The organism is Citrobacter sp. Igbk 17 (genome assembly GCF_028069775.1).
Taxonomy (GTDB): Bacteria; Pseudomonadota; Gammaproteobacteria; order Enterobacterales; family Enterobacteriaceae; genus Citrobacter.
This window is the reverse complement of record NZ_JANEWI010000048.1, coordinates 19,234-31,628: the sequence shown is the minus strand read 5'-3', so window position 1 is coordinate 31,628 and position 12,395 is coordinate 19,234. Positions and strand designations below refer to the sequence as shown.

Annotated in this window: 12 protein-coding genes; 3 read left to right on the top strand and 9 right to left on the bottom strand. The window is 47.4% G+C overall.

All coding sequences use genetic code 11. From position 1 onward, the window contains the following. Positions 1-910: 910 nt before the first annotated feature. On the top strand, positions 911-1,291 hold the full coding sequence (locus NNO08_RS20840) for a MysB family protein (protein WP_061068133.1): 381 nt from the start codon (positions 911-913) through the stop codon (positions 1,289-1,291). On the opposite strand, the gene NNO08_RS20835 is transcribed toward NNO08_RS20840, so the two are convergent. The 3 genes from NNO08_RS20835 to mdoG all read right to left on the bottom strand — a co-directional run bounded on the left by NNO08_RS20835 (position 1,292) and on the right by mdoG (position 5,650). Continuing rightward, on the bottom strand, positions 1,292-1,531 hold the full coding sequence (locus tag NNO08_RS20835) for a YceK/YidQ family lipoprotein (RefSeq protein ID WP_202927478.1): 240 nt from the start codon (positions 1,529-1,531) through the stop codon (positions 1,292-1,294). A gap of 62 nt (positions 1,532-1,593) precedes the next feature. Continuing rightward, entirely contained in the window at positions 1,594-4,122 is a 2,529-nt protein-coding gene (mdoH, locus tag NNO08_RS20830; protein WP_271457488.1) for a glucans biosynthesis glucosyltransferase MdoH, read from the bottom strand. Next, positions 4,115-5,650, bottom strand: a complete 1,536-nt coding sequence (gene mdoG, locus NNO08_RS20825) for a glucans biosynthesis protein MdoG (protein WP_271442734.1) — start codon at positions 5,648-5,650, stop codon at positions 4,115-4,117. Before mdoG ends, mdoH begins: the two co-directional genes overlap by 8 nt. Positions 5,651-5,921: 271 nt before the next feature. Here mdoG and mdoC point away from each other — a divergent pair, with 271 nt between their 5' ends. Beyond that, positions 5,922-7,082 carry a glucans biosynthesis protein MdoC gene (gene mdoC / locus NNO08_RS20820; protein ID WP_271457487.1) on the top strand — a complete coding sequence of 387 codons (1,161 nt, stop codon included), beginning with the start codon at positions 5,922-5,924 and terminating at the stop codon, positions 7,080-7,082. 20 nt (positions 7,083-7,102) lie between these two features. Here the strand turns inward: mdoC and NNO08_RS20815 are convergent, their stop codons facing one another. The 6 genes from NNO08_RS20815 to csgB form a co-directional block, all read right to left on the bottom strand. Then, a complete protein-coding gene (locus NNO08_RS20815; protein WP_271450569.1) occupies positions 7,103-8,590 on the bottom strand; it encodes a phospholipase D family protein in 1,488 nt (495 codons plus the stop codon). Continuing rightward, a complete protein-coding gene (gene ymdB / locus NNO08_RS20810; protein ID WP_271442730.1) occupies positions 8,526-9,068 on the bottom strand; it encodes an O-acetyl-ADP-ribose deacetylase in 543 nt (180 codons plus the stop codon). The genes NNO08_RS20815 and ymdB overlap by 65 nt, the downstream gene beginning before the upstream one ends. 100 nt (positions 9,069-9,168) lie before the next feature. Next, complete coding sequence (locus NNO08_RS20805) at positions 9,169-9,489, bottom strand: type 1 fimbrial protein (RefSeq protein WP_271442729.1); 321 nt, start codon at positions 9,487-9,489, stop codon at positions 9,169-9,171. Positions 9,490-9,640: 151 nt separating this feature from the next. Continuing rightward, a complete protein-coding gene (gene csgC / locus NNO08_RS20800) occupies positions 9,641-9,973 on the bottom strand; it encodes a curli assembly chaperone CsgC (protein WP_137383204.1) in 333 nt (110 codons plus the stop codon). Between the two features lie 60 nt (positions 9,974-10,033). Then, positions 10,034-10,486 carry a curli major subunit CsgA gene (gene csgA, locus NNO08_RS20795; protein WP_137383203.1) on the bottom strand — a complete coding sequence of 151 codons (453 nt, stop codon included), beginning with the start codon at positions 10,484-10,486 and terminating at the stop codon, positions 10,034-10,036. A gap of 41 nt (positions 10,487-10,527) precedes the next feature. Then, positions 10,528-10,983, bottom strand: a complete 456-nt coding sequence (gene csgB / locus NNO08_RS20790; RefSeq protein ID WP_048211206.1) for a curli minor subunit CsgB — start codon at positions 10,981-10,983, stop codon at positions 10,528-10,530. Positions 10,984-11,743: 760 nt separating this feature from the next. On the opposite strand from csgB, the gene csgD reads away from it, so the two are divergent. Then, complete coding sequence (gene csgD / locus NNO08_RS20785; protein WP_005129125.1) at positions 11,744-12,394, top strand: biofilm master transcriptional regulator CsgD; 651 nt, start codon at positions 11,744-11,746, stop codon at positions 12,392-12,394. Position 12,395: the final 1 nt, after the last annotated feature.

The following is a 12,395-nucleotide window of genomic DNA, read 5'->3' as shown; positions in this document are numbered from 1 at the left end:
TCCTAATATCATCAGATATGTTAGATCTTTCCTACAAAGGTATTGAAATAACATAAAGAGAAAAATAGTGCCGTACAGAAAAAACAACCCAACGATGATAATTAAATATGTTGTTTGAGGTACACTCTGCACTTCTAACTGATACTGAGAAAGGCACACGCCAGCAAGAAGATAGCTGACTAAGCAAACTATGTAATAACGCATCAACCTGCTATTGTTTGAATTACTATTATCCATAACAGCCCTGGCAAGAATCCCTTTTAGCATTTTATATATTAAGTTATTACTTTTTGCAAATTAATAATTCAACCCATAACACAACATTATTTATTCATCTTTTAATGATAAATAGCTTATCTATAACTTCTGTTATTATTCATTAAATATGATGAATTCATTTTTATGCAAACCAGGAGTTTACATACGAGTTACAAATTAAATGATTGGCGATATTATCCACATTACTAAATGTTGATGATTTCAGATGTTATCTATATCTGCTTCTTGATATCATTCTCCTTTAATTTCATGCCGTTAATTAATGTTTATCTCATCTGCCCATTGTGTTTTTTCATTGTAAGCTGTCGCAAGCTTGCTATTCAATCACCCCCTTTAAACTATAATATCCTCACGTATTGTGCTCCAGTCATAACCGCTTGAGTTTAATACATTACACCCCATTCTTAGATACTTAAGGTTTATTGTTTATGAATCGTATTGGCGGCAGAGTTCAACCCGTATTTTTGTTGTTCCAGGAAGCACCACAACCGTGTGGTTAGGGTGAGAAACACCCGATGCTTCAAGTCGTTGCATACCTGAAACTTCGCGATAAACGAATGCTTTGACAGTTTTCACCACACCACCTATATCTTTTTATTAAGCCAATCACCCATGCGATCAGGATGCGAATATGAATGCCTTGTACCCCACCCTTGAAGAAGCCATTGATGCAGCCCGTGAAGAGTTTCTGGCTGATAATCCAGGCCTGGAATCTGACGAAGCCAGTGTCCAGCAGCTGAACGTACAAAAGTACGTGCTACAGGATGGCGATATCATGTGGCAAGCTGAATTTTTTGCCGACGAAGATGATGGCGAAGGCGAATGTTTGCCTATGCTGAGCGGTGAAGCGGCACAAAGCGTTTTTGATGGTGACTATGATGAGATTGATATTCGCCAGGAGTGGCAGGAGGAAAATACGCTCCACGAATGGGATGAGGGGGAATTTCAACTGGAGCCTCCCCTTGACACAGAGGAAGGCCAGACCGCAGCCGATGAATGGGATGAACGATAGTTATTCGTAAGGCCCATGATGTATATCGAGCGGTAATAGCAACGTATCAAACACCAGCGAAAACGGCAGATCCAGGATGGTGACATAACGCCACGCAGAGTCCCGGACATCCCACTGCACGCCGGGATAGTATTGATTTCCGTGTCCTTGTCCGGGGATCGTCCGGCTAATAATGCTGCCGCATCCGCTCAGAAGAAAGACCATCATTCCCACAGCCAGTATTCGCACTGGATACCTCATGACTTTTATATTCAGTATAAAAAAATACCGGCTCCAGGCCGGTATTTTTACGTTTCACACGCTTATTTTTTCCTGAGCGCCAGTGGGTTCAGGGTTATCCCCTGATAATAATTAACCCATGAAGAATACTTATCTGGTGAATTCCAGACGCGATAATGTAAACGCGCCATGGTCACCGGATCGCTCAACAGAACCAGGCGGCGATCGCGATTCAGTTTCTCCGGCGTTTCATTCAGCGCCTGCTCGACATGGCGATCGCGTGCGATTTCAAGCACGTTACTCGCACGATGGCGCGCGGTAGCCATGGCCGTTGCCAGCGCGTTAAACGACGGATTAAACACGGCGTGCATGAAACCGTCATCCAGCGAACGATTACGGTTCAGCTCCAGATAGTTATCCGTGTCCACCAGCACCTTCGGCGGTGAATACTCTTCCGGGATCAGGAACAGTTTCCAGCGTTTAGTACGTAACCCAACCGTTGAACGACTGGAAATGACGGAAACAAACGGCGACAGGATTAGTGAAAAAACAATCGGAGCCAGCCAGAACAGGAAACGCAGATCCAGCCAGGCCATCCCTACTGCCCACACCAGACCCAGCAACAGCTGAGAGCCGTGACGCATAAACGCCTCGCCCCACGGAGTGGAGTCGTCATCGCGTTGCGGCGAGTTCCACACCACCTCCCATCCGAGGAAGGCACTCACTACGAAAACAGTGTGGAACAGCATACGCACCGGCGCCAGCAGCACGGAGAACAGAACCTCCAGCAGCAGCGACAGCGTGACGCGAATAAATCCACCGTATTCTTTCGTGCCTTTGCACCAGATAAGCAAAATACTTAGCAGCTTCGGCAGGAACAGCAGCACCATCGTTGAGGCAAACAACGCGATAGCCAGCTCAGGGCGCCACTGCGGCCAGACCGGGAACAGCTGACGTGGTTGCAGGAAGTACTGCGGTTCCGTCAGCGCATGGACCACCTGTAAGGCAGTAGAAAGTGCAAGGAACATGAACCATAACGGTGCTGACAGATAGGACATCACACCGGTCAGGAACACAGCACGATGAACCGGGTGCATCCCTTTGACCAGGAACAGACGGAAGTTCATCAGGTTACCGTGGCACCAGCGACGGTCACGCTTGAGCTCATCCAGCAGGTTCGGTGGCAGCTCTTCATACGAGCCCGGCAGATCGTAGGCAATCCACACGCCCCAGCCCGCACGACGCATCAATGCCGCTTCCACGAAGTCATGGGAGAGGATCGATCCCGCAAACGAGCCTTCGCCCGGTAGCGGTGCAAGCGCACAGTGCTCAATAAACGGTTTCACACGAATAATCGCGTTATGACCCCAGTAGTGCGACTCACCCAACTGCCAGAAGTGAAGTCCGGCGGTAAACAGTGGGCCATAAACGCGGGTAGCAAACTGCTGGCAGCGCGCGTACAGGGTGTCCATACCAGACGCTTTCGGTGAAGACTGGATAATCCCGGCATTCGGGTTCGCTTCCATCAGGCGTACCAAACCAGTCAGACAGTCTCCGCTCATCACGGAGTCAGCGTCCAGCACCACCATATAGCTATACTGGTTGCCCCAGCGACGGCAGAAGTCATCGATGTTACCGCTTTTACGCTTCACACGGCGACGGCGGCGACGGTAGAAAATCTGTCCTTCGCCCTGCACTTCAGCAATCAGCTCCATCCACGCCTTTTGTTCCGCAACGCAGATATCGGGGTTGTAGCTGTCACTCAGAATGTAAACATCGAAATGCTCCGCATTCCCCGTGGCTTTAACCGACTCCCACGTAGCGCGCAGGCCCGCAAATACGCGGTCAACGTCCTCGTTACAGATAGGCATGATTAGCGCGGTACGATGCTCGGGATTCAGCGGTTCATCCCCTACCGTTGAGGCAGAAATACTGTACTTGTCACGCCCAATCAGCAACTGCAGGAAGCCCATCAGTGCGGTCCAGAAACCGGCTGATACCCAACAAAAAAGCACGGCAAACAAAATGAGGATACCGGTCTGTAGCACATAAGGCAGCAACTGCATAAAGGAAACCAACAGGTTCTGCCCCATCATATCCGCCGGATTAATGAACGCCCATCCCTGATAAGGGAGGATCGTCTTCATATACCAGGTCGCTACGACCGTTTGCGCCAACGTTAAGATCAACAGCGTATAACGGCGGATCGTGCCAACGGTACGCCATTTCTGCTCACTCTCTTGTTCTTCTTTCGTCAAACGAGAAAGATAACGCGGTGTGACATCGCGCCCGCGCAGGCGATCCCAAAAACGACCAACCGGGTTAGTACGCCACGGATCGGGAAACATTGAGGTACGTGTTGCTTTCGGCATTGCCTGCAACTGGTCACGCCCTTCATCATCCTTTATCAACTGATCTTTGGCCAGAGAGTCTGGCCAGGCTTGCTCAAGGCGAGCTTTTACAGAACCCTGCGGTGAATCATCTTCGCGCGAGTAAGTACGGTGCTCGGCATCCAGCGCCTGATGAACGGCGCGGATGTCAGTTTTCGGCAGTGCCGCTTTTTCGATATCCGAAAGCGGCATTGCGTCAATATACTCAGTTGTCTTATTCATTGGCAGGTAACTGGTAGCTCCAGGTTTCACTCAACGGCTGATCGGCATTGGCCAACGCAGCACGCATTTCAGTGGTTTTCTTCGCATCTTTCACTTTCACGCGCAGCATCAAACGCCACCCTTTCGTGACCGGGTTGTAACGCACAGTGCTTTCCACGATTTCACCGTTGTCGCCAATGCTGGTTTGCGCGGTAATCGGGGTGTCCTGCGGCAGCTTTTTCATCTCGGTGCCGGTGAAATCCACCACAAACGCGATAGTGCCGTCAGGCTGGCGAATGAGATTGGATTGTTTGACATCCCCTGTGGAACGGCGAGTCTGCTGCACCCAGGCATTTTCTGGCGCATGAAGCTTATCTTCATCACGCGTAAACGTCAGTGTGTACTTAAAGTTCATCTCTTTGCCTGCTTCCGGCAGTTGATCCGGCGTCCAGTAGGCAACGATGTTATCGTTTGTTTCGTCGTTAGTGGGGATCTCAACTAATTCAATTTTGCCTTTACCCCAGTCACCTTTTGGCGTGATCCAGGCACTTGGGCGCAGGTCATAACGATCGTCGATATCTTCGAAACGGGAGAACTGACGTCCACGTTGCAGCAGGCCGAATCCCTGCGGGTTTTCCATCGCAAAGCTGCTCACCGCGAGATGTTTCGGGTTATTCAGCGGACGCCAAATCCACTCGCCGTTACCAGCATGGATAGACAATCCGTTTGAGTCGTGCAGCTCAGGACGATAATTTGTCGTCGGAGAAGGCTGGTTCGGCCCGAACAGGAACATACTGGTTAACGGAGCTACGCCCAGTTTGCCCACTTTATCGCGCAGATAGACTTTGGACTGAACATCCACAACCGTGTCACGGCCAGGAATAATCACAAAGCGATACGCCCCGGTCGCGCGCGGGGAATCCAGCAAAGCATAAATGGTTAAACGTTTATCAGTTGGTTTTGGACGTTCGATCCAAAACTCACGGAAGCGGGGAAATTCTTCGCCAGAAGGCAGAGCGGTATCTATCGCGAGACCGCGCGCAGACAGACCATAGACCTGGCCTGCACCAAGTACGCGGAAATAGCTGGCACCGAGCATGCTGACGATTTCGTCGTTTTTATCTTTGCTGTTGATCGGATACAGCACTTTGAACCCGGCGAAACCGAGATCTTTTACCGTGTCTTTATCGTGCTGCACATCGCCAAAATTAAAATAATCCGGGCTATATTTGATTTTTTTCACCGCAGTCGCGGTGACTTCGTTAATCTTGACCGGCGTGTCGAAGTACATACCCTGGTGGTAGAATTCGAGCTTAAATGGGGTCTTGAGATTGCTCCAGTATGCTTTGTCGCGATTAAACTGGATCTGCTGATAATCCGCATATTTCATGTCGCGGAAAACGGAGGGCAAGTTACTTTTTGGCGCCTCGTAGCCTTTATCGGCTAAGGATTGAGCTTGCTTTGCAACATCATCAATACTGAACGCCCAGCTCGATGATGTGTACAGCGTTAACATTACTGCTGCACCCAACCAACGCATTTTCATCATTTGTAGTTTATGTTTCATAATTAGTAAGCACTTCCCCCTTTGTGTGCTTATATTGATCCGATCCATTTTAATGGATAATCGGGTATTCCGACAACTGAATCCCTGTATTGTTCGCGTGCTGGCTCATGGTTTAAGCAGGTTCGCCTACCTGTTTTCACTTTGAGTGCTTATCCTGGAGACAGGTTGTTGGACTTCGTGTAGGGTTGCCTTCGAATGTAACCATAATTCGTCTTAGGGATAAGACGAAAAGTCTGAGAATACGTAACTGTCTATGAGCTCTGTATCTCCACCGCGTGAATATTTCCTGGATTCCATCCGTGCCTGGCTGATGTTGTTGGGAATTCCCTTCCATATCTCGCTGATCTACTCCACACATACCTGGCATGTGAACAGCGCGGAACCGTCATGGATATTGACCCTCTTTAACGACTTTATTCATGCATTTCGCATGCAGGTCTTCTTTGTTATTTCGGGTTATTTTTCATACATGCTGTTTTTGCGCTACCCCTTAAAGCGGTGGTGGAAAGTGCGTGTTGAACGCGTGGGGATCCCTATGCTGACCGCGATCCCGCTACTCACGCTGCCGCAATTTATCATGCTGCAATATGTGAAAGGCAAAGCCGACAGCTGGCATACTCTCAGCGGATACGATAAATACAACGCTCTGGCATGGGAGCTGATTTCTCATCTGTGGTTTTTACTCGTCCTTGTCGTTTTAACAACCGTGAGTATGTGGGTGTTTAGCCAAATGAAACACCGGTTGACGAGCCCCGATGGTGCCAGCAATTCCACGGTATCGATGACGAAACTGACGTTGATATTTTTGTTGCTTGGCGTCGGATATGCCGCCGTCAGAAGAACAATTTTTATCGTCTACCCTTCTATTCTCAGCGATGGCATGTTTAATTTCATCGTCATGCAAACGCTGTTCTATGTGCCGTTCTTTATGCTCGGCGCGCTGGCGTTTATCAATCCGCAGCTGAAAGCACTGTTCACAACGCCCTCGCGCGGCTGCACGTTCGGCGCGGCATTCGCTTTTGTGGCTTATCTGCTCAATCAACGCTATGGAAACGGCGATGCCTGGATGTATGAAACCGAATACGTGATAACGATGGTGATGGGACTGTGGATGGTTAACGTCGTCTTCTCGCTCGGCCACCGTTTATTGAATTTCCAGTCAGCCCGCGTCACCTATTTTGTCAATGCATCACTGTTTATCTATCTGGTGCATCATCCGTTAACGCTGTTTTTCGGTGCCTATATCACACCGCACATCACATCAAATCTGCTAGGTTTTCTCTGTGGGCTTCTGTTTGTGGTCGGGATTGCGGTGATATTGTACGAAATCCACTTGCGGATACCGGTGCTGAAGTTCCTCTTTTCCGGGAAACCCATCGCTAAGCAGGATAAAAACAAAGCCATTGCCGGATAGCAGGGCTGTGATTGCATGGTTCAGAGCAGCCATTCAATCGGTAATACAGAGGCAAGCCTCACCAAAACCCGCTTCCAGAATCCTGTGGCGGGTTCTTTTTTCACTACCCGTTCACAGCCGCCAGGACAATCTACCCAGTTTATCCGGCCCCAGCGATCCAGGCGCAATTGCCAGGCCACATCACGCTGACTTTGCATAAAGCGTTTATGAATCAATGACGCCAGCACTTCACTCTCAATCACAAATCCCATTTCCGTGTTGAGCAACGTTGAGCGCGGATCAAAATTAAGCGAGCCGATGAAGACTTTGCGGCCATCAATACTGAAGGTTTTCGCATGCAGGCTGGAGCCTGAATTGCCGGTCAACCCGCGATCGTGCACCACTGCGCCGCGATCGCGGGTTGGTTTTAGTTCATACAGTTCTACACCATAGCGCAGTAATTTTTTCCGCCAGCGCGCATATCCTGCATGCACAATTGCCACATCATTCGCTGCCAACGAGTTAGTTAAAATAGCAATCTTTACCCCTTTTCTGACCAGGCGCAGGAGCTGTGCTACTCCGGCACGTGTCGGCACAAAGTAAGCAGAAATTATATCAATGCGCTCAGTGGGTGAACCCATGACGTCAAACAAACGCTGCGGTAATAGCGAGTGACGCGGAGCCTTCCCCTCTCCTTTTGCTGGATCGTCACTGAGCAGTCGCGTTTTGGCCCAAATCAGCGACAGTGATCCCTGATCGAGATGCGTCATAAACTGGCTGGTCTCCAGTTTGTGCAAATAGCGTCGGGTAATATCGTCGTTATACCAGGATTCAGGCAGTTCAATGCGTTGGAGCGTTTCTGACTCAGACAACGCCAGGACTTTTTGTAACGTTGAAACTGACTGACATTGCCAGTATCGCTCAAAATCGTCCGCGACCTCTTTCACCACCGGTCCGATGGCCATCACGTCAAGATCGGAAAACAACGGTTCTTCACCCGCACCAAAATAGGCATCTCCGATATTACGCCCACCAACCAGCGTCACTACACCGTCCGCGGTATAACTTTTATTGTGCATGCGGCGATTGAGCCGGGCAAAATCGGTTAAATACCCCACCGCGCGAAGGATGCGAAATGAGAAGGGATTAAACAGGCGGACTTCAATATTCGGATGGTTATCCAGCAGACGCAGCGTGTCATCAAGGCCCGGCGTGTTGTTATCATCCAACAGCAAACGAACCCGTACCCCACGTTTTGCCGCGGCCAGCAGAACAGAAAACAGCAGCAGCCCGGACATGTCGTTCTCCCAGATGTAATACTGCACATCCAGCGTTCGTTCCGCCATTTCTGTCAGCCGATAACGGGCTGCGAAAGCATCCAGACTGTCATCCAGTGCCAGAATGCCGCACTGGTCAGGATGGCTTACGCACAATGGGGTAATGGCACGCTCAAGTCGCGTCATATCAGGCCGTGTTATCATCGCCTTGTTGGGTGAGTAATCTCTTGTATAGTCTGGCATTTTCCTCATCAAAACACACGAAGTAGATTTGATCAGGTAGCGCACGGCGGATGATAAATTTCAGCACCGTATTCACCGCTATCTCCGCCGCCGCCGCACGTGGATATCCATAGGCTCCGGTGCTGATAGCCGGAAACGCAATAGATTGATAACCATTGGCCAGTGCCAGTTGTAATGAATTGAGATAGGCCTCTTCAAGGCGTTCAGCTTCATGATGATTGCCGCCCTGCCAGACCGGCCCAACAGTGTGGATCACCGCTTTGGCGGGAAGATTTCCCGCCAGGGTGATAACCGCATGACCGGTTGGGCATTCGCCCTGTTGCTGTAATACCTGCTTGCAGGCTTCCAACAGTGCAGGTCCAGCTGCGCGATGAATCGCTCCATCAACGCCGCCGCCGCCCAGCAGCGAGGAGTTGGCTGCATTGACAATCACATCAACGGCGATTGTCGTAATGTCGCCCTGTAAAACATGAACACGCGATTGCATAAGTTCCCCCTGACAAAACACTCTCTGTTAAGTGTACAGCAGGGTTTTCTATGAAATCTCACTTTTTAACCATACAGGTGCATATCTACTCCAGAACGATTCATTTATATTCAATATTAAGAATCGCCAGATTTTTCTGTTCATTAAGGTACTGCATTTTCACACTGGCAATCTGCTGGAGGCTTTGAGGGGCCATCGCTATCTGTTGTGTGTTATAGCGACTACTCCGTAACTTGCCGTCACGTATACATGACAATTCAATCTGTTGTTGTTGCGAGTTCACCTCGCAAGGTGATTCAACTATTGCGCCACGGAAATGGATAATTCCGCCAGGTGTGATTTGCTGCGCCGTTGCGGAGAACATAAAAAAAGAAGTAACACATAAACTGGTACTTAAAATACGTTTTAATAAGGTGCTCATAAGGGTTCCTCAATGATAAACCATCCTTGAGGGATCGAAGTGATCCTTCACCGCTGCGATTAATGACCAAATAAAAACGTTTTCACGTCTCTATATTCATAGAACAGCACCGCTGTCCCAGCCACACCCTTAAAGCAAATACAATAAAAAATCATGAACGACTGCTTGAATCAGGCCACTGCTGGGACAGATGCAATGACTGCCCATCCGAAACGGTAACAACAATGTTGACCGTATCCTCAGGTGAAATATTAAAGCTCAGTTTTGTTAATTCAATCGGCCGATTAGCAGGGATCGACAGGCTTGTTTTCTGTTGTGTTTGGCTTTGTCCCCCCGACCCTTTACGTATGGCAAGAACTTGAACCTGACACACGCAGGGTTGAGATAACGTCACCTGCGGAATAATGGTATACATCTCACCTTGCTGGGTTGTATTAAAGGTTATTTGATTTGAAAGCGCGGCAATAAGTAATAGCGTATGCATAATATGCTCCCGAAAAAAAACAGGGCTTTCGCCCTGTTTATTATCAGTCATAAAACTGAATTAGTGCTGGTTAGCTGTCGCATTGTTGCCATAACCAACCTGCTGAATCAGAACATTCGAGTCAGATGCAGTCTGATTAACCACCGCACCGTTACGACCACCGAACTGAGTTACACTGATGTCAGCATTTTTTGCATTCCACTGATTAATATCAGCGCTGTTCTGGAAGCCAGTCTGTTTCAGGCTAATGGTACTGTCATCAGCACCTTGCCCGACGGTAGCACCGTTACCATGTCCGTGTTGTGTGATGGTCACGTCTGATTTACGTGCATCACTTTGCAGCGCATTCGCAACGTTACTTGACCCATATTGGTAAATACTCAATGAAGAGTCCGGGCCATAATTACTGCCACCGTTATGGTGACCATTGCTGTTCAATTGCGGAACAAGGCCTGCCAGAGCACTGCCAGAAACTACGATTGCTGCGAATGCTGCCACTTTTAAAAGTTTCATGGTAAAACCCCCATCGGATTGATTTAAACGTCGTTCACGGATTAGCGTTGAGTAACGCGAATTGCCATTTGCGACTGTCTCTGCACCACAACTGCTGTTTTTTGTGTACCGTACTGGGTAATATTTGCTTTATTACCAGAACCTTTCTGGATAATCATCGCTGTATTACCGTAAGAACTTTGTTTAATACTCGCATCATTGGAGCTGCCCGTTTGATCAATATATGCAAAATTATATGATCCTGTCTGATCTGTTCTCGCCCGGTTACCTGAACCTTCTTGCGAAATGACCGACAATAACTTGCTGCCCTCCTGGCGAGTATTTGCACTGTTAGCAGTGCCAACCTGACCAATAATGGCTGCCTGATTAAATGAAGACTTACTTAATTCATTTACCGCAAAGTTATATTCTGAATTAGCTAAATCATAACTGGTTGCGGATGCAATCCCAGGCACACCCAGTATTGTAAACATCATAAATAACAACTTGTTTTTCATGCTGTCACCCTGGACCTGGTCGTACATGAAGTTAAATTAATTACCACTCAAATTGTTGTTAACATGACTTACATTTGTTAACGCCACGTTACGATGAAGAGTATGTCCGTTGAAACATTTTAAATAACTCACCCGCGAGTGGTATTTTTATATCCAGATTCACACCAAAGTACTAATTAACAGTGAATAACACCGCTACAGGTATAGGTTTTATTTTTATTTCACCATTGGGGATGAATTTCTATGCAGTCGCTAACAACGTGCACTTTCCACGATTTCAGGGCTTCGCAGCACCGCGTCGCGATAGTCATCGATGCAAGTCGTGACAAAGGTCAGTTTTTTCCGCCTAAAATTGTCCAACGTAAAGTGGTACAAAGAATTTTGAATTCATTAGAAATCTAAAACTCGATGATTATAAATCAAAACATTATAAATCAATGAATTACTATAATTTGTATGATTTTTTAAATCTATGCAGCAACGGTAAAATGTACAACTTTCCTATCAAATCTAAACTCCAGCAAAACCCAAAAATCACATTTAAATATATAATTTTACATCTTGTTACATGTTTAACACTTGCTTTAAGATTTGTAATAGCTAGATTGAAATCAGTTGAAGTCCATTTGTTTTAATATTTTCACCCCTTTGGGTCGATATTTTATTTCTACGCAGCAGTGCAACATCTGTCAGTACTTCTGGTGCCTCTATTTTAGTAGAGACAGCTGTCAGGTGTGCGACTAAAAAGTGGAGTTTCATCATGTTTAATGAAGTCCATAGCATTCATGGTCATACATTATTGTTGATCACGAAACCTTCTTTGCAGGCAACTGCATTATTACAACATTTAAAACAATCACTGGCGCTAACCGGAAAACTACATAATATTCAACGTTCTCTGGATGATATTTCCTCCAGCTGCATTGTTTTACTGGATATGATGGAGGCAGATAAAAAACTGATCCATTACTGGCAAGATAATTTGAGCAGAAAAAACAACAATATAAAGACGTTATTGTTGAACACTCCTGATGACTACCCTTATCGGGATATCGAAAACTGGCCACATATCAATGGCGTGTTTTACGCAACTGAAGACGAACAGCGTGTCGTTAGCGGCTTGCAGGGTGTCTTACGCGGTGAATGTTACTTCACGCAAAAGCTTGCCAGTTATCTGATCACGCATTCTGGAAATTATCGTTATAACAGCACGGAGTCGGCGTTACTGACACACCGTGAAAAAGAAATACTTAATAAATTGCGTATCGGCGCCTCAAATATTGAAATCGCTCGCTCACTATTTATCAGTGAAAATACGGTAAAAACACATCTTTATAATCTTTTCAAAAAGATAGCTGTTAAAAATCGTACGCAGGCGGTCTCATGGGCCAATGATAACCTCAGGCGATAAA